Raw genomic sequence first — 17,626 nt, 5'->3', positions numbered from 1 at the left:
ATTGGAGATCATTCGCCATATGTAGAAGAGCGAGGTGGTGACCGTGCCGATGACCAGCGTCGACCTTCCGGCGGAGCTCGTCGAGCAGGCCAAGCTGGCGACGGGGCAGAAGACCGTCCGCGGCGCGATCACGGTCGCGCTCGAGCAGGTGGTCGCGCGAGCGCGTCAGGCCGACGCACTCGAGGCTCTCGCCGCGATGCCCTTCCTGCCCGACGTGCTGGAGCCCGACGTGCGCGCGGCCGCGCGCCGGTGACCACGCCGACCGGCGTCTCCGCGCGCGCGACCCGCTACCTCCTCGACACGAGCGTGTGGGCTCGCCTCGCCTCCCGGGCGGTCGCCGAACAGGTCGCCGCGCTGCAGTCCCGCGGGCAGGTCGTCGTCGCCACGCCGGTCGCGCTCGAGCTCGGCTACTCCGCACGGACGCCCGCGGAGTGGGACGACGTGCAAGGAGCGCTCGCGACGTTCCCCGTCCTGGAGCCGACCGGCGCCACCCATCGGACCGCCCTCGGTCTCCAGCGAGCGCTCTGGGCCGCAGGAAAGGTCCGCGCCGCGGGGGCGTTCGACACGCTCGTCGCGGCGCTCGCCGTCGAGCATCGCGCCGTGGTCGTGCACTACGACAGGGACTACGAGCACCTCGCGAGCGTGGAGCCGCGGCTCGCACACGCCTGGGTGGCGCCGCCCGGCAGCCTCGACCGGCGCGACCTCTGACTCAGGCCGCGACCGGCTGGGCGCCCACCGCGCGCAGCACGAACGACTCGGTCGCGGCGATGCAGCGCTCGCGCTCGGGCGAGCTCTCGGGGATGAGGCGGCCGGACAGGCAGGCGTTGACGAGCCCGACGGTCACCTCGACGTCCTGCGGCGGGAACTCCCCGGTCCGGACGCCCTCGTCGAGGATGTTGCGGAGGATCGTCTCGACGAGGACGACGTGCTCACGGAGCCGGTGCTGGGCCTGCTTGGACAGGATGCTCCGGAGGTCGGGGCCGGGCGCGAGGTGGAACACGCGCGACAGCCGGGCCTGCTGACGGACGTAGGTGCGGAGCTTCTCGACGGGGTCGTCGACGTCGGCGAGCGCCCGCTCGAGGGTGTGCACGTACTGCTCGGTCTCGTGCGTGATGAAGCCGAGGAGCATGGCTTCCTTGTCGGGGAAGTGGTTGTAGACGGCGGTGCGTCCGACCCCCGCGGCGGAGGCGATCTCGGCGAGCGTGATGGTGTCGAAGCCTCGGTCGGTCATCAGGGCGGACAGTGCGGTGAAGAGCTTCTGCCGGGTCTGCGCACGGTGCTCGTGCAGGGACCCCCCGATGATCTTTGGCATGCTGACACGGTAACACTGGGACGTCATAACCTTTGACGCCCGCTCACGTGGCCTGCAGCACGTCCCGGAGCGTCATCGGCTCCCGCCCGGTCAGCCGCTCGACGTCCCCGCTCACGTGCCGGAGCGCGCCCTCGGCGATCGCCGTGTAGGTCGAGACCCAGGCGTCGACCTGCCACCGCGGCGCCCCGTAGACCGCTCGCGACGCGTACGCCTCGCGGAGCGTCTCGGCGTGGTACCGAGCCGGTCGGCCGGTCACCTCGTGCACCGTGCGGGCGACGTCGTCGAGCGTGATGGCCTCCCGACCCGTCAGCTCGTAGGCGCGCCCGCCGTGCGTGCCGGGGTCGGCGAGGACGTCGGTCAGGACGGCCGCAGCGCTGCGTGCGACGTCGGCCCGGGCGACCGCCGCGACCGCTCCGTCGCCTGCCGGACCACGAAGCACACCGTCGTCGCCGATCCACGCGGGCAGGACGTCGAGGTAGAGGCAGTCGCGCAGGAACGTCCACGCCATCCCCGACAGGCGGAGGATCTCCTCGGTCGCGGCGTGGTCGCGCGCGAGGGTGAACGACGCGTCCGGAGCGGCCCCCTGGAACGACGTGTACACGACGTGCCGGACCCCGGCCCGTACCGCTGCCTCGGTGAAGCGCTCGTGCTGGTCGGTGCGGTCCGCCGACTCCGTCGCCGAGACGAACAGCACGACCTCCACGCCGTCCAGCGCCCGCGCGACCGCGTCCCGATCCCGTACGCCGCCTGGAACACCTCGGCACCCGGGAGGTCGGGGGCCCGCTCGGGCGAGCGGACGAGCAGACGCTGAGGGACGCCGTCGTCCGCGAGGAGGCGCGCGACCAGGCGCCCCAGGTGTCCCGTCGAGCCCGTGACCGCGACGCGCGCCCGGGAGGCTGCTTCACCCATGGGCTCATCGTGCTCCACTCCGTACACTGGCTGCACCTCGGCCCGCGACGTCGCGGGCAACACTGTGGGAGGTGCCGGTGGCCGTCGACCGTCGCGTCAACGCCGCGTACGAGGCCGTCGTGGCCGGGGACGTCGCGTCCGTACGGGGTCGGCCCGGCGTCCGTGCCCTGGTCGCGGACTCGTGGGCGCGCAGCCTGCGCCGCGGCCTCGACCCCGACTCGCCGCACACCGAGGTCGCCCTCACCCGCGCCGACCTCGTCGGCGAGCGGTCCCGCAGCCCGCTCGCCGCCGCGATGCCGATCGTCCGCGACCTCCTCGTCGATGCCGTCGCCGACGACGGCCTGGTGGTCGCCCTGTCCGACGGCGCCGGCCGGCTCCTGTGGGTCGAGGGCAACCGGCGCGTGCGGGACGAGGTCGGGAGCATCGGGTTCGTCGAGGGGCCGTGTGGCGCGAGGACGTCGTCGGGACGAACGCGCCTGGCACGGCGCTCGCGACCGGGCGGCCCGTCCAGGTCGTGGGCCCGGAACACTTCACGCGGCCCGTGCAGGCCTACTCGTGCGCGGCGGCACCCGTGCGCGACCTCGCCACCGGGCGGGTGCTCGGCGTCCTCGACGTCACGGGCGGCGCCCCCGCGGCGTCGGGCGTGATGCTGTCGCTCGTCCGGGCATCCGCCGCGGCCGTCGAACGAGAGCTCGCCCGGCTCGGGCGGACCGACCCCGACGGGCGGCCCACGCCGGAGGCGCACCCGGGCCTGCAGGCCCTCGCCCCGGCCCCGAGCCTCCGGCTCCCCGGTGCGCCCGCCCAGCGGCTCAGCCTGCGCCACGCCGAGCTGCTCGTCCTGCTCGCCGAGAGCCCCGGCGGCTCGACCGCCGACGAGCTCGCCGTCCTCCTCGCTCCGGGAGCGCTGTCCGACGTCACGGTGCGCGCCGAGATCTCGCGGCTGCGCCGCGTCGTCGGGCCCCTGCTCGACGCCGGGCACCCCTACCGCCTCGCCCTCCCGCTCCGCACCGACGTGGCGGAGGTCCGCGCGCTTCTCGCGTCCGACGACGTCGTGTCCGCCGTCGACGCGTACCGCGGCCCGCTCCTCCCACGCTCGATCGCGCCGGGCGTCGAGCGGCTGCGTGACGAGCTCGAGGCCGACGTGCGCTCCGCCGTCCTGCGCAGCACGGACCGGGACGTCGTCGAGCGCTGGACCGCACGCCGCGAGGGTGCCGACGACCACGCCGCCTGGATGCGGCTCGTCCGGCTCAGCCCGCCCGGGAGCGCCGCGCACGCCCGGGCGCGTGGCCGCCTCGCCCTGCTCGACCGCACCCTCCGCTGACCCCCGGCCCCGCCCCGGGCGGTCATCCCGTGCTCGCGCACAGCGCCACGTCGCTGCAACGCACCTGCAACGGTGCCGTCCCTACCGTCGTCCCGACGGCGCACAGCGCCGTGCGGCGCCTCCACCCGAGGCGCCGGGGCACGTCTGCGAGGAGGCAGCGATGACCGTGTACGCCGCGCCGGGGACACCGGGCAGCATCGTCAGGTACCGGGACCGGTACGACCACTGGATCGGCGGCGAGTACGTGCCGCCGTCGAGCGGCGAGTACTTCGAGAACCCCAGCCCCGTCACGGGCCACACGTTCACCGAGGTCGCCCGCGGCAACGCCGACGACATCGAGCGCGCCCTCGACGCCGCGCACGGCGCCGCCCGCTCCTGGGGCCGCACGAGCGCCACCGACCGCGCGAACATCCTCAACAAGATCGCGGACCGCATGGAGGAGCACCTCGAGGAGATCGCGGTCGCCGAGTCGTGGGAGAACGGCAAGCCGGTCCGCGAGACGCTCGCCGCGGACATCCCCCTCGCGATCGACCACTTCCGCTACTTCGCGGGCGCGATCCGCGCGCAGGAGGGGTCGATCTCCGAGATCGACGAGGACACCATCGCGTACCACTTCCACGAGCCGCTGGGCGTCGTCGGGCAGATCATCCCGTGGAACTTCCCGATCCTCATGGCCGTCTGGAAGCTCGCACCGGCGCTCGCGGCCGGCAACGCCGTGGTCCTCAAGCCGGCCGAGCAGACGCCGGCGTCGATCCTGCTGCTCATGGAGCTCATCGGCGACCTGCTGCCCGCGGGCGTGGTGAACGTCGTCAACGGGTTCGGGGTCGAGGCCGGCAAGCCGCTCGCCAGCAGCCCGCGCATCCGCAAGATCGCGTTCACGGGCGAGACGACCACGGGCCGCCTGATCATGCAGTACGCGAGCCAGAACATCATCCCGGTGACCCTCGAGCTGGGCGGGAAGAGCCCGAACATCTTCTTCGACGACGTCGCCCGCGCCCAGGACGACTTCTACGACAAGGCCCTCGAGGGGTTCACGATGTTCGCCCTCAACCAGGGCGAGGTGTGCACGTGCCCGTCGCGCGCGCTCGTCCAGGAGTCCATCTACGACCGGTTCCTCGCGGACGCGACGGCCCGCACGGAGGCCGTCAAGCAGGGCAACCCGCTGGACACGGAGACGATGATCGGCGCGCAGGCCAGCAACGACCAGTTCGAGAAGATCCTGTCGTACATCGACATCGGCAAGGCGGAGGGCGCGAAGGTCCTCACGGGCGGCGCGCCGGCGGAGCTGGGCGGCGACCTCGCCGACGGCTACTACGTCCAGCCGACCATCTTCGAGGGCAAGAACTCGATGCGGATCTTCCAGGAGGAGATCTTCGGTCCCGTCGTCGCGGTGACGAGCTTCACCGACTTCGACGACGCGATCAGCATCGCCAACGACACCCTCTACGGGCTGGGCGCGGGCGTCTGGTCGCGGGAGGCGAACACCGCCTACCGCGCCGGCCGCTCGATCGAGGCCGGTCGCGTGTGGACGAACTGCTACCACGCGTACCCCGCGGCGGCGGCGTTCGGCGGGTACAAGGGGTCCGGCGTCGGGCGCGAGAACCACAAGATGATGCTCGACCACTACCAGCAGACCAAGAACCTCCTGGTCAGCTACTCGCCCCAGAAGCTCGGCTTCTTCTAGGAGACGGACGACGTGACCACGCCTCCGGTCCTGGGCCGGGTCGACGTCACCGACACCGCGGCCGCGCTCCTCGCGCGGCTGCGGCGCCGGCACGGCGAGCTCATGTTCCACCAGAGCGGCGGCTGCTGCGACGGGTCGTCGCCCATGTGCTACCCCGACGGCGACTTCCTCGTCTCCGAGACCGCCGACGTCCGCCTGGGCGACCTCGTGATCGCGGACCCCGACGCGGACGGCGGACCGCCGTCGTCGTTCACGGTGCCCGTGTGGATGAGCGCCGCCCAGTTCGCGTACTGGAAGCACACGCACCTGACGATCGACGTGGTTCCGGGCCGCGGGTCGGGGTTCAGCGTCGAGGCGCCCGAGGGCGTGCGCTTCCTGATCCGGTCGCGCCTGCTCACCGACGAGGAGTGGGCCGCGCTCGACGCCGTCCCCAGCGACGGGTGAACGCGCTCGCCTGAACGGCCCGGCCCGCCGCTCCGGTGGCGGGTCGTCGCGTCCTCGGTAGTGTCCAGGGAGGAGCGGGATCGCCGAGACCAGCGGGGGTACGTCATGTCGGACGCGAGCGAGAAGCCGACGGTCTCGCGGTTCAACGCGCGGGTGGTCCTGATCTCCGTGGGCGCCGCGCTCGGTGGCTTCCTCTTCGGGTTCGACACCTCCGTCATCAACGGCGCCGTCGAGTCGATCAACAAGCACTACGACATCACGAACACCGGGCTCCAGGGGTTCGCGGTGTCGTCGGCGCTGCTGGGCTGCGCCGTCGGCGCCTGGTTCGCCGGGGGAGTGGCGAACCGTCTCGGCCGCATCCCCGTCATGGTGATCGCGTCGTTCCTGTTCCTCGCGTCGTCGATCCTCACCGGACTCGCGCCGAACCTGCCGCTGTTCATCCTGTGGCGCGTCGTCGGCGGCCTCGGCGTCGGGGCGGCGTCGGTCATCGCCCCCGCCTACATCGCGGAGGTCTCACCCGCGAGGGTCCGTGGGCGCCTGGGGTCGCTGCAGCAGCTCGCGATCGTCCTCGGCATCTTCGTGGCCCTGCTGTCCGACAACCTGCTCGCGAACACCGCGGGCAGCGCCTCCGACACGCTCTGGTGGGGCCTCGAGGCGTGGCGCTGGATGTTCTTCGTGACCGCGATCCCGGCCGCCGTGTACGGGATCGCGGCGCTCGGGCTGCCCGAGTCCCCGCGCTACCTCGTGCACAAGGGGGACTACGACAAGGCGTCGCGCGTCCTGCACGACTTCTCCGGCGAGCTCGACGTCAACCTGAAGATCCAGGAGATCGAGAAGACGATCGACAAGGAGAAGCGCGAGTCCCTGGGTGACCTGCGGGGCAACCGCTTCGGGCTCAAACCCGTGGTGTGGGTCGGGATCCTGCTGTCCGTGTTCCAGCAGTTCGTCGGGATCAACGTGATCTTCTACTACTCGTCGTCGCTGTGGCAGTCCGTGGGCTTCGACGAGTCGGACGCCCTGCTGGAGTCCGTGATCACGTCGATCACCAACATCGTCGTGACGGTCGTCGCGATCCTGCTCGTCGACAAGGTCGGCCGGCGTCCCATGCTCCTCGTCGGCTCCGCCGGCATGGGCGTGTGCCTGACGACCATGGCGATCGCGTTCTCCCAGGCGACGGGCTCCGGCGACAACCCGAGCCTCGAGGGTGCCTGGGGGACGGTCGCGCTCGTCGCGGCCAACGGGTTCGTCGTGTCCTTCGGAGCCACGTGGGGCCCGCTGGTCTGGGTGCTGCTCGGCGAGATGTTCCCCAACTCGATCCGCGCCACCGCGCTCGCGGTCGCCGCTGCCGCGCAGTGGCTCGCCAACTTCTTCATCTCGACGACGTTCCCGAAGTTCTCCGAGATCGGGCTCACGTTCGCCTACGGGTTCTACGCCTTCTTCGCGATCCTGTCGTTCTTCTTCGTCTGGTGGCAGGTCCCCGAGACCAAGGGGCGCGAGCTCGAGGACATGTCCGACGACGCGCGGGTCGTCAGGCGTGGCGGCAAGACCCAGGTCGTCGAGGGTGCCGCCTGACCGCGCTCCGTCGACCGGCTCAGGCGCCCACGTCGTGCAGGTGGTGCACCAGGTCGTGCGCGAAGTACTGGCCGAGGGTTCGCACCGTGAACACCGACCCGTTCGACCGCCGACCCGGACGTTCGTGCTGATCCGGCGTCACCACGTCCCAGCGGCCCGCGATCGCGCGGCCCGCCGCCTCCAGCTCCCGGCCGACCACGGCGGGATCCTGGCTCGCGTAGTCGTCCTCCAGGGCCGCCGCGTCCTGGTCCCAGTTGGCGAACAGCGGGTCGTCGGACTCGAGCATGGACGTCAGCCGCACGTCGAAGATCCGGAACACGTCGCGGGTGTGGGCGCCGTACTCGAGCGGTGACCAGACGCCCGGCGCCGGGCGGGTGCGGGCGTCGTCCGCGGCGAGGCGGGCGCGCCAGCGGGGGAGCGAGTCGCGCACCAGCGGTGCGACGTCCTCGACCTCGAGCCGACCGGCCTCGAAGCCGCACTCCGGGCACGCCTCGTCGAGGACCCAGGTCCAGTCCTTGGTGTCGGGGGTGATGGCGTCGGTGCTCGCGTCGTCGGTCACGGTACGAGGCTATCGCCGGCTACCTCGAGACGGTCATGGCTCGGTGGTCGGGCAGGTGGGCGAGCACCGTCCGCTGGATGGCGACAGCGGCCGCTCCTCGGGCCCACAGGTCGGGGTCGTCCTCGAGCACCCGTAGGTCGAGCGGTGACGCCTCCGGGACCCGGGCTTGGGCGAGGGCGCTGCGGAGCTGACGTTCGCCCACGTGGGCCAGACGGATCCCCTCTCCGGTCAGGATGATGCGTTCGGGCTGCGCGATGTTGGCCACCGCCGCGATCAGCAGGCCGAACGCGTGGGCGGAGCGGCCCACGAGCTGCTCGGCGACGGGGTCGCCCGCCTGTGCCAGGTCCATGACCTGGTCGTAGGTGACGGGGCGCCCGAGTGCGAGTGCCGCCTGGACCTGGATCGCCTCGGTGCTGAGCAGGGCGTCCGCGCATCCCCGGTGGCCCTCGGGGCACGCGGGGCCGAGCGGGTCGAGCGGGAAGTGCCCGAGCAGGCCGAGGCCGGAGTCGGGGCCGGTGACGAGCCGGTCGTGCACGACCAGCCCGCCGCCGACGCCGGCGCCGATGGTCAGGGTGGCGAAGTTCTGGACGTCGCGGCCGTCACCGAACCAGTGCTCGGCCTCCATGAGGGCGTCCACGTCGTTGGTCAGGACGGTCGGGAGCTTGAGCGTGGCTTCGGCCAGGCCGCCGAGCGGGACGTCGCGCCAGTGCAGGAAGGGGGCGCGCTCGACGTGGGAGAACCCGCGGACGGCACCTCCGAGTGCGACACCGACGGCCGCTACCTGGTCGGCGGCGTCGTGCGACAGCTTCTTCGCGAGCTCCTCGAGCTTGGCGACGACGGCGGTCGGCGACTGGTCGCCGATCTCGGTGACGTCGGAGGCGATGATCTCGGCGCGGAGGTTCGTGAGGACGCCGTAGGCGCGGAATCCTGCGAGCTTGATCCCGATGAAGCGCTGGACGTCCGCCTGGATGTCGAGGGGCTGGAGCGGCCGGCCGCCCGCGGCACGCTGGCCGGCGTCGGCGACCTCGTGCAGCAGCCGCGCGTCGAGGAGCGGCTTCGTCAGCCTGGTGAGGCTCGGCGCGGACAGGTCCAGGCGCGTGGCGATCTCGGCGCGCGCCAGCGGCCCGTGCAGCAGCACCTCGAGCGCGACACGACGACTGGACGGGCTCAGCTGCGACCACGGTGATGCGGGTCGGGCCACCAGGCCTCCTCTCGGTCGCCGTCGATACTACAGCCGCGGAACTTAGTGCAGCCAGCCTGACGAGTCCGAACCGTGATCGGGCCCCACTTGACGTCGAAGCCTTCGATGGTCGTTAATGTTGTCGCGAAAGAAACGGGGGTCCCGGAGCGGGTCCCGTGCGTTGCCTCCTCCCGGGTCCGGGTCGGTGGCACGAGTGCTCACTACGACGAGGTCGTGACTCAGAAGGAGACATGGATGCGTAAGCACAGAGGCGTGCTGGCGGCCGCCGCGGCCGCAGCGGCGCTGGCCCTCACCCTGGCCGGCTGCTCGGGATCGTCCGACGGTTCGGGCGCCGCGACCGGAGGGGACGGGAAGACCCTCAAGGTCTGGTGGTGGGAGAACGACGACTCGGCTCTCTCGGACGCCTGGAACAAGGCGATCGACATCTTCAAGGAGAAGCACCCGGGAGTGAAGGTCGAGTTCGAGCTCAAGACCTACGACCAGATGCAGCAGTCCGGCCAGCTGATCCTGGACTCCAAGGACACGCCGGACGTGCTGGAGTACCTCAAGGGCAACGCCACCGCGGGCAGCGTCGCGAAGGCCGGCCTGCTGACGGACCTCACCCAGGTCGCGAAGGACCGCGGCTGGGACCTCGACAACTCGGCGCAGGACGTGGGCCTGTACGACGCCAGCGGTGTGATGGGGACGGGCAAGCGCTACGGCGTCACCAACTACGGCGAGTACGTCGGCATGTACTACAACAAGGACCTCTTCGCGAAGTACGGGCTCAGCGTGCCGACGTCGCTCGACGAGCTCGAGTCGGACATGCAGACGTTCGTCGACCACAAGATCACGCCGCTCGCCCTCGGATCCAACGACTACCCCGGCGAGCACCTGCTCTACCAGCTTGCGCTGCTGCACATGAACCACGACTCGTGGTCGGCCTACCAGCAGTTCACCGGCGAGCCGGACTGGTCGGCGTGGCAGCAGGCCGCCCAGACCTACCAGGACTGGGTGAAGAAGGGCTACATCGCCAAGAGCTCGACAGGCGTGAGCGCCCAGGACTCCGGCAACGCCTTCGAGGCCGGGAAGTACCCGATGTTCTACTCCGGCACCTGGTGGGCGGGCACCTTCCAGGACAAGATCAAGTCCTTCAAGTGGGACCAGTTCCGGTGGCCCGACACGACCTTCACCCCGGGGTCGGGCGGCAACATCTGGGTGGTTCCCGCCAAGGCCGAGAACAAGACCCTCGCCGAGGACTTCATCGAGATCACGCTGAGCCCCGAGATCCAGAACATGCTGGGGAACAAGGCGGGGGTGCCCATCGCGGCGGACCCCTCGGCCGTGACCTCCCCGGTCGGGACGCTGCAGTCCACGACGTTCAACAAGCTCCTGGCTGAGAAGGACGGCGGACTCGCCTGGTACCCCGACTGGCCGGCCGCAGGGCTCAACGACGTGCTGCTCCAGCAGATCAGCTCCCTGACGCAGGGAACCACGACGCCCGATCAGCTCGTCGACGCGATCAAGAGCGCCTACGAACAGGGCAAGCCGGCCGGCAAGTAGCCGGCCGCAGAGCGGGCCGGGCGACGCCGCTCGTCGTCGCCCGGCCCCCCGGGAACAGGACTGACATGACTTCAACGACCCAGGCCGTCCGCTCCGGACCGGTGCGTCGTCGCACCGGGACCAGCGAACGGACCGCCGGCTACTGGTGGTACCTCGCGCCCGGAGCGATCGGCTTCGCCGCCGTCGTGCTCGTGCCGTTCGGCATGAACATCTGGTACTCCTTCCACTCCTGGTCCGGCGTGGGCACGATGACGCCCGTCGGCCTCTCGAACTACACCACGCTGTTCCACGACGCGACCTTCTGGACGTCGTTCCGCAACAGCATCTACTTCATCGTCGCGATGGCGATCATCCCGACCGCGCTCGGCGTCCTGGTCGCCGCGGTCCTGTTCGACTTCATCGCGCCGCGGTTCGGGACGCGTACCGGGAGCATCCTGCGCGCCACGTTCTACCTGCCGCAGATCCTCCCGATCGCGGTCGCCGGCGTGCTGTGGAAGTGGATGTACCAACCCGACTACGGGGTCATCAACACGGTGCTCCGCAGCGTCGGCCTCGGGTCCCTCGCGCAGAACTGGCTCGGTGACGCGCACCTGGCCATCTACGCCGTCATGAACGTCCTCGTGTGGCTGCAGATCGGCTACACCGTCGTCATCTTCATGGCCGGGCTCTCCCGTGTGGACCCCGCGCTGTACGAGGCGGCGGAGCTCGACGGGGCGAACTGGTGGCAGCGGTTCCGCACGATCACGCTCAACCAGCTGCGTCCGGAGATCGCCGTCGTCCTCATCACGACCTCCGTCGCAGCCCTCAAGGTCTTCGCGCCGATCTACATGCTGACCAAGGGCGGCCCCGGGACGTCGACGATCGTGCCCTCCTACTTCTCCTACTACAACTTCTTCACCACCATGCGGGTCGGGTACGGAGCAGCCGTCGCGACCGTGCTCGCGGTGGTGGTCACCGTCGTCGCGGTCGTCGCGATGCGATACCAGGCACGCTCCACCGAAGGGCTGGACCAATGACGACCGACACGGCCTCGGTGACGCCGCAGCCGACGACCCTCGACACCGCACCACCGGCCGGGCGGCCGACCACCCCTCGACGCCGGGGCGCCCGCTCACGACGGGGGATCAGCGGCTGGGTCGTGCTCGCGGTCGTGGTCGCCTGCGCGCTGCTGATGCTCTTCCCGTTCTGGATCGCGCTCGTCAACGGGTTCAAGACGTCCGAGGACTACATCAGCGGGTCCCCCCTGACCCTCCCGAGCCACCTGTCGTTCCAGGCGGTCGTCGACTTCTGGAAGGGTGTCGACTTCGGTCAGAAGCTGGTCAACAGCGTGGTCATCAGCGGCTGCGTCGCGGTCGCGGGTGTCGCGCTGAGCCTGCTCAGCGCGTTCGCGATCGGAATCGGCCGGATCCGCGGGCGGATCTGGATCCTGGCGATCTTCATGGTGGCGTTCACCATCCCTCAGGAGGCGCTGGTCTACCCCCTGTTCGTCCTCACGAGGGACCTGGACCTCTACGACACCCGGCTCGGCGTCATCATCATCTCCGCCGTCCTGCAGAGCGCCTTCGGCACGTACATGCTCGCGTCGGTGCTGGGCGCCTTCCCGTCGGAGGTGCTCGAGGCAGCGCGCCTGGACGGCGCGAGCAGGTTCCAGGTCCTGCGCCACATCGTGCTGCCGTTGACCCGGCCCACGCTGGGTGTGCTCCTCACGTTCTTCTTCATCTGGACGTGGAACGACTTCTTCCTCCCGCTGATCCTGCTGCCCTCGGCCTCGAACCAGACCGTCTCCGTCTCTCTCGGTGCGTTGTCCGGCCAGTACACGAGCGACCCGACCGCGCTCGCCGCGGCGTCGCTCGTCGGGATCCTCCCGGCGCTGGTGTTCTTCCTCCTCTTCCAGCGCACCCTCATGCGCGGCGTGAACCTCGGCGCCGTGAAGTAGGCGCCGCCGTCGTCCCGGGCCGACCGCCCTGACCGCACCACCGAAGGAACTTGTCGATGACCCTGCTCGACCCTGCCCGTACCTCCGCCGAGGAGGGTGCCGACGGCGCGCCCTGGTGGACGTCCGCGGTCGTCTACCAGATCTACCCGCGCAGCTTCGCGGACTCCGACGGCGACGGGATCGGTGACCTTCCGGGGATCGTCGGACGGCTCGACCACCTCGCGCGGCTCGGCGTCGACGTGATCTGGCTGTCGCCGGTCTACCGGTCGCCCCAGGCGGACAACGGCTACGACATCAGCGACTACCAGGACATCGACCCGGTGTTCGGGACGCTCGACGACTTCGACCGCCTCCTCGAGGCCGTGCACGCGCGAGGCATGAGGCTCGTGATGGACCTCGTGGTCAACCACACGTCCGACGAGCACCCGTGGTTCGTCGAGTCCCGGTCGTCGCGCGACAACCCCAAGCGCGACTGGTACTGGTGGCGCGACCCGCGTCCTGGCCACCGCGCGGGGGAGCCGGGGGCGGAGCCCACGAACTGGGAGTCGTTCTTCTCGGGCCCCACCTGGACGCTCGACGAGACGACGGGCCAGTACTACCTGCACCTCTTCGGGACGAAGCAGCCCGACCTCAACTGGGAGAACCCCGAGGTCCGCGAGGCGGTCTACTCGATGATGCGCTGGTGGCTGGACCGCGGTGTCGACGGCTTCCGGATGGACGTCATCAACCTGATCTCCAAGGACGTCGCGCTTCCCGACGCCACCGCCACGGACCCGGCGACCGGTCGCGGCGACGGCTTCGCCCACTACGCCCACGGACCCCGGCTCCACGAGTTCCTCCAGGAGATGCGGCGGGAGGTCTTCGACGGCCGTCCGGGGATGCTGACCGTCGGCGAGATGCCCGGGGTCGGGACCGAGGAGGCCTTGCTGGTCACCGCGCCCGCGCGCCGCGAGCTCGACATGGTCTTCCAGTTCGAGCACGTCGGGCTGGACCACGGCGCGTCCAAGTTCGACCCGCAGGACCTCGCGCCCGGTGCGCTCGCCGACTCGTTGTCGCGCTGGCAGGAGACGGTGGGAGGAGAGGGCTGGAACAGCCTCTACCTCTCGAACCACGACCAACCCCGTGCCGTGTCGCGGTTCGGGAACGACGGGGCGTACTGGCGGGAGTCGGCGACCGCGTTGGCCACGATGCTGCACCTCCTGCGGGGCACCCCGTACATCTACCAGGGCGAAGAGCTGGGGATGACCAACGGCGCCTTCGAGACGCTCGAGGACTTCCGCGACGTGGAGAGCCTGAACTTCTTCGCCCAGTCCGCGAGCACCGGGCTGACGGCCGAGGCCGTGCTCGACGGGATGCGCCGCAACGGCCGGGACAATGCCCGCACTCCCGTGCAGTGGGAGGCGAGCCCGGGGGCCGGCTTCACCCAGGGGGCGTCGTGGATCGACGTGAACCCGAACCACACCTGGCTGAACGCCGAGGCGCAGTACGACGACCCGCGCTCGGTGTTCTCCTACTACCGGCGCCTGGTCGCGCTCCGGCACGAGCGCGAGGTCGTCGCCGTGGGCGACTACTCCCGCGTCGACACCGGGAACCCGGCGGTCTTCGGGTTCCGACGCACGCTTGGCGAGCAGACGCTCCTGGTCCTCGTGAACCTGTCGGACGCGCCCGCCGACGACGCGGTCTCGGCCGGCCAGGACGGGGCCGAGCTGATCCTCGCCAACTACGAGGACGGTGCTGCCGGCGCCGTCCTGCGGCCGTGGGAGGCACGGGTCTTCGTGACCCCCGCCCGCTGACCGCCCGCTGCACCACCCACCCGCACGACGACGATGTTCTGAGGGAGCTCGATGATGAGACGCACGTTCCATGCACGACGGGTCGCGGCCGCCGTCGCGGCCCTGGCAGGGCTGGTCCTCGTCCCCGCCGGGGGCGCGTTCGCCGGGACGACGGCGCAGCTCACCGCCGCCGAGAGCGCGCCCGGCGCGACCTCGGCGGCGGCGACCACCGCCACGGACCCGGACGACCTGCCCGTCGCGGCGAGCGATTCGCTCACCACGTGGTGGCACGACAACTCGGTCGCCACGACCGGGTCCGTGCCGGACGACCAGGTCCGCCGGTCCACCGTCTACGACGCGACGGTCGCGACGACCGACGCACCCGACGCGGCGTACCGCTCGTTCGTCTACATGAGCGTGCCCCGCAGCGGCGAGGGCAAGCGGGGGTACACGGAGCAGGACGGTGCCGAGTTCTCGTCGTCGGCGAACCTCACGATGAGCTGGTCCAGCTTCGAGTACTCGACCGACGTCTGGGTCGACGTGAGCCTGAAGACCGGGCAGACGATCAGCTCGGCGGACCAGGTCACGATCCGGCCCACGAATCTCGGCTTCGAGAAGCAGCTCGTGGACGACCACACGATCCGGGTGCACGTGCCGTACTCGAGCGACGGCTATCGGTTCTCGGTCGAGTTCGACCCGCAGCTCGTGACCGCGTACAACGACATGTCGGGGGCGAGCGGCGAGCTCACGACCGTCGCGGACGGCAACCGGGCGGTGGACACGGAGCCTCAGAACTCGATGCTGGTCTTCGCGAACCCCGAGCCGTCCGCGCAGGACGAGGACAGTCTCGCGCCGACGGACGCCGACGGGTCGATCTACCGTCCGGCACCCGGGAAGGTCGACGACCTGGACTCGATCACCCAGGACATCGTGTACTTCGGGCCCGGGACGTACTCCATGGGTGCCGACTACCGTGCACAGCTCCCGGCGAACGTGAAGTGGGTCTACCTCGCGCCCGGCGCCTACGTGAAGGGCGCGTTCCGCTTCCCGCACGACACGCAGGCGCACTACAAGGTGACGGGGCTCGGGGTGCTGTCAGGCGAGCAGTACGTCTACGAGGCGGACACCGCGAACGGCTACGCGCACACGACGAGCGACAACTGCCACGTCAGCTGCGTGAAGATGCTGCAGTTCGAGTCGTCGGACACGCAGCAGACGCTCGACCTCCAGGGCGTGACCATCGCCTCCCCGCCGTACCACTCGTTCGTCGTGTACGCGCACGACGGCGACACGGAGATCCCGGTGACGGGCTTCCAGATGAACGTCGAGAACTACAAGCAGGTCGGCAGCTGGTACTGGCAGACCGACGGGATCGAGCTCTACGACGGCGGCCGGATGAAGGACACGTTCTTCCACGCCAACGACGACGTCCTCAAGCTCTACCACTCGGACGTCGACATCAAGAACACCGTGATCTGGAAGAACGAGAACGGCCCCGTCGTCCAGTGGGGCTGGACTCCGCGCGACATCGACGGCGTCACCGTCGCCGACACGGACGTGATCCACAACCGGATGTACTGGAAGGACGTCAAGTACAACACCTGCATCTTCAACTCCTCGTCGCACTGGGAGGACATGAGCGCGACGGACCGGGCGGACACGGCCACGACCGTCAAGAACATGCGCTTCACGAACACGCGGGTCGAGGGCATGACGAACTGCGCGATCCGGGACTTCGCCCTGTCGAACACCAGGAACGTCGAGATCGACGGCCTGCACATCGACGCCTGGAACGATCTCGACCCGTCGTCCCAGGTCAGCCTCCTCAAGCGGTACACCGACACCGCCGGGAACAAGGTCTCGATCGGGAACGAGACGCAGGACGGCGACGGCATCCTGCTGCACGACTACACGGTCGGCGGTGTCCCCGTCCTGAAGGCCGGTGACAACTGGGCGTCCGACGAGCTCGGCCGGCTCGACTTCGACGCGGACACGTGGGACAGCTGGGACGCCACGAGCGACGGCCAGCCCACCGGCGCGCAGCCGGCACTCACGGTGGACGGGCTGCACGACGGCGACACGGCAGCGTCGCGGTCGCTGACGGTCACGGGGAAGACCGACGCCGTCTCGGTGTCGGTCACCGCCGACGGGGTCACGACCTCCGCCGCGGTCTCCTCCTCGGGGACGTACTCGGCCACCGTCGACCTGGGTGCGATCTCGAACCGGGTCCGTGTCACCGCGGTCGGCGCCGACGGCGTCGTGAACGTACAGCGGTTCACTCTCTACGCGTTCGGCACGAAGGTCGGCTCGGTCAGCGATCCGACCGGCGACGACGACGGGCCCGGGAGCTACACGTATCCCACCGACGGCGCGTTCAACCAGGGCAGCTTCGACCTGACCGGGTTCGACGTCTACCGCGACGGGGACGTCGTGCGCTTCGTGGCGTCGACGGCCGGAGAGATCCACAACCCGTGGGGTGGCAACGGGATGAGCACCCAGCGTCTCAACGTCTACGTCAGGGACGGGGGATCGAAGAAGACGACGGACCTGCTGCCGGGCACCAACACGTCGGCGGCCGGCACGTGGCGGTACGCCGTGGTGGCGGACGGCCGCTACGACTCGTCGAGGTTCGGCACCGGGGTCTACGGCGCGGACCTGAGCAGGGTCGGTGACGCCGACCTGACGGTGATCCCCGCAGGGAAGATCGTCTCGTCGGTGCCGGCCCGCGTGCTGCGAGGCGTCGATCTGCGGACGGCCGCCTACCAGGTCTCGATGTTCAGCGACGCCGAGGACGGCGAGGGCGTCGGGAACGTCCGCCCCGTCTACGCGACCGGCGGCCAGTACCGGCTCGGTGGTGGCGCGGGCAGCTGGACCGACGTCGGGGACGCCAAGGACACCGACGTCACGGACAGCAACGCCCTGGACGTCATCTCGGGTGCCCGTCCCCAGTCCGTGGTGATGGACTGGACGAAGGGGCGCGTCGTCGTCCCGTACGTCCGGCTCGACTCCGCGCCGACCGTCGTGGACGTGCAGCTCACGGCGACGAGCGCGAAGGTGGGGCGCTCGCAGGTCCTCACGATCAAGGCGCGCAACGACGGCGACACGGCCGTCACGCTGACCACGCCCGGGCTGTTCGGCGCGCGGAGGCTCGGCACGGTCGCAGCGGGCGCCACGCGGTCCTTCACGGTCGACACCCACCTGCCCTGGCTCCCACCGGCCACGCTGCGCATCACCGCCAGCGCACCGGACAAGACGTCGAAGAGCTACCGGGTGCACTACGCGGGGTCGGGGCCCCTCGACCTCTCCGGGCTGCTGCGGCACTGAGACCCGACGCAGCCACCGTACGCACGACAGCTCGAGGAGGAGCAGATGTC

Annotated in this window: 14 protein-coding genes and 1 pseudogene; 11 read left to right on the top strand and 4 right to left on the bottom strand. The window is 70.5% G+C overall.

Annotation, left to right across the window (positions count from 1 at the left end; genetic code table 11):
- Window positions 1-43: 43 nt before the first annotated feature.
- Both KDY119_RS18950 and KDY119_RS18945 read left to right on the top strand, forming a co-directional pair.
- Window positions 44-253: a hypothetical protein gene (locus tag KDY119_RS18950; RefSeq protein ID WP_194174261.1), complete on the top strand. Its 210-nt coding sequence runs from the start codon at window positions 44-46 to the stop codon at window positions 251-253.
- Window positions 250-708 (top strand): PIN domain-containing protein, encoded by a 459-nt coding sequence (locus KDY119_RS18945; protein ID WP_036947566.1) that lies wholly within the window; start codon window positions 250-252, stop codon window positions 706-708. The genes KDY119_RS18950 and KDY119_RS18945 overlap by 4 nt, the downstream gene beginning before the upstream one ends.
- 1 nt (window position 709) lies before the next feature.
- Here the strand turns inward: KDY119_RS18945 and KDY119_RS16405 are convergent, their stop codons facing one another.
- Entirely contained in the window at window positions 710-1,312 is a 603-nt protein-coding gene (locus KDY119_RS16405) for a TetR/AcrR family transcriptional regulator (RefSeq protein WP_036947565.1), read from the bottom strand.
- Window positions 1,313-1,355: 43 nt separating this feature from the next.
- Window positions 1,356-2,051, bottom strand: a pseudogene (locus KDY119_RS16400) (NAD(P)H-binding protein); the annotation flags it as partial.
- Window positions 2,052-2,219: 168 nt separating this feature from the next.
- Between KDY119_RS16400 and KDY119_RS16395 the strand changes: the two are divergent.
- From KDY119_RS16395 to KDY119_RS16380, 4 genes are all read left to right on the top strand, one after another.
- Complete coding sequence (locus KDY119_RS16395) at window positions 2,220-3,542, top strand: GAF domain-containing protein (protein WP_227994400.1); 1,323 nt, start codon at window positions 2,220-2,222, stop codon at window positions 3,540-3,542.
- 160 nt (window positions 3,543-3,702) lie between these two features.
- Complete coding sequence (gene adh, locus KDY119_RS16390; protein ID WP_036947561.1) at window positions 3,703-5,226, top strand: aldehyde dehydrogenase; 1,524 nt, start codon at window positions 3,703-3,705, stop codon at window positions 5,224-5,226.
- A 12-nt stretch (window positions 5,227-5,238) separates the two neighbouring features.
- Window positions 5,239-5,670, top strand: coding sequence for a DUF779 domain-containing protein (locus KDY119_RS16385; RefSeq protein WP_036947560.1), 432 nt, complete (start codon window positions 5,239-5,241; stop codon window positions 5,668-5,670).
- Between the two features lie 60 nt (window positions 5,671-5,730).
- Entirely contained in the window at window positions 5,731-7,242 is a 1,512-nt protein-coding gene (locus KDY119_RS16380) for a sugar porter family MFS transporter (RefSeq protein WP_227994399.1), read from the top strand.
- Window positions 7,243-7,261: 19 nt separating this feature from the next.
- Here KDY119_RS16380 and KDY119_RS16375 read toward each other — a convergent pair whose 3' ends face one another.
- Window positions 7,262-7,801 (bottom strand): DinB family protein, encoded by a 540-nt coding sequence (locus KDY119_RS16375; RefSeq protein WP_036947559.1) that lies wholly within the window; start codon window positions 7,799-7,801, stop codon window positions 7,262-7,264.
- 19 nt (window positions 7,802-7,820) lie between these two features.
- Entirely contained in the window at window positions 7,821-9,002 is a 1,182-nt protein-coding gene (locus KDY119_RS16370; RefSeq protein WP_036947558.1) for an ROK family transcriptional regulator, read from the bottom strand.
- Between the two features lie 234 nt (window positions 9,003-9,236).
- On the opposite strand from KDY119_RS16370, the gene KDY119_RS16365 reads away from it, so the two are divergent.
- The 5 genes from KDY119_RS16365 to KDY119_RS16345 all read left to right on the top strand — a co-directional run bounded on the left by KDY119_RS16365 (window position 9,237) and on the right by KDY119_RS16345 (window position 17,576).
- Complete coding sequence (locus KDY119_RS16365) at window positions 9,237-10,544, top strand: ABC transporter substrate-binding protein (protein WP_036947557.1); 1,308 nt, start codon at window positions 9,237-9,239, stop codon at window positions 10,542-10,544.
- Between the two features lie 65 nt (window positions 10,545-10,609).
- Entirely contained in the window at window positions 10,610-11,560 is a 951-nt protein-coding gene (locus KDY119_RS16360) for a carbohydrate ABC transporter permease (RefSeq protein ID WP_036947555.1), read from the top strand.
- On the top strand, window positions 11,557-12,480 hold the full coding sequence (locus tag KDY119_RS16355; protein WP_083890680.1) for a carbohydrate ABC transporter permease: 924 nt from the start codon (window positions 11,557-11,559) through the stop codon (window positions 12,478-12,480). Before KDY119_RS16360 ends, KDY119_RS16355 begins: the two co-directional genes overlap by 4 nt.
- Window positions 12,481-12,536: 56 nt before the next feature.
- Window positions 12,537-14,273 (top strand): alpha-glucosidase, encoded by a 1,737-nt coding sequence (locus KDY119_RS16350; protein WP_036947554.1) that lies wholly within the window; start codon window positions 12,537-12,539, stop codon window positions 14,271-14,273.
- 54 nt (window positions 14,274-14,327) lie between these two features.
- On the top strand, window positions 14,328-17,576 hold the full coding sequence (locus KDY119_RS16345; protein ID WP_083890758.1) for a glucodextranase DOMON-like domain-containing protein: 3,249 nt from the start codon (window positions 14,328-14,330) through the stop codon (window positions 17,574-17,576).
- The last annotated feature ends 50 nt before the right edge of the window (window positions 17,577-17,626 follow it).

The organism is Luteimicrobium xylanilyticum, assembly GCF_009429125.1.
Lineage (GTDB): Bacteria > Actinomycetota > Actinomycetes > Actinomycetales > Cellulomonadaceae > Luteimicrobium > Luteimicrobium xylanilyticum.
The sequence above is the reverse complement of the archived record's forward strand: the minus strand, read 5'-3'. Positions and strand labels throughout refer to the sequence as shown.

Coding starts and splice junctions, on each gene's coding strand:
- KDY119_RS16405 (WP_036947565.1), bottom strand. CDS start 1,312: ATGCCAAAGATCATCGGGGGGTCCCTGCACGAGCACCGTGCGCAGACC.
- KDY119_RS16395 (WP_227994400.1), top strand. CDS start 2,220: ATGGGCTCATCGTGCTCCACTCCGTACACTGGCTGCACCTCGGCCCGC.
- adh (WP_036947561.1), top strand. CDS start 3,703: ATGACCGTGTACGCCGCGCCGGGGACACCGGGCAGCATCGTCAGGTAC.
- KDY119_RS16365 (WP_036947557.1), top strand. CDS start 9,237: ATGCGTAAGCACAGAGGCGTGCTGGCGGCCGCCGCGGCCGCAGCGGCG.
- KDY119_RS16360 (WP_036947555.1), top strand. CDS start 10,610: ATGACTTCAACGACCCAGGCCGTCCGCTCCGGACCGGTGCGTCGTCGC.
- KDY119_RS16355 (WP_083890680.1), top strand. CDS start 11,557: ATGACGACCGACACGGCCTCGGTGACGCCGCAGCCGACGACCCTCGAC.
- KDY119_RS16350 (WP_036947554.1), top strand. CDS start 12,537: ATGACCCTGCTCGACCCTGCCCGTACCTCCGCCGAGGAGGGTGCCGAC.
- KDY119_RS16345 (WP_083890758.1), top strand. CDS start 14,328: ATGAGACGCACGTTCCATGCACGACGGGTCGCGGCCGCCGTCGCGGCC.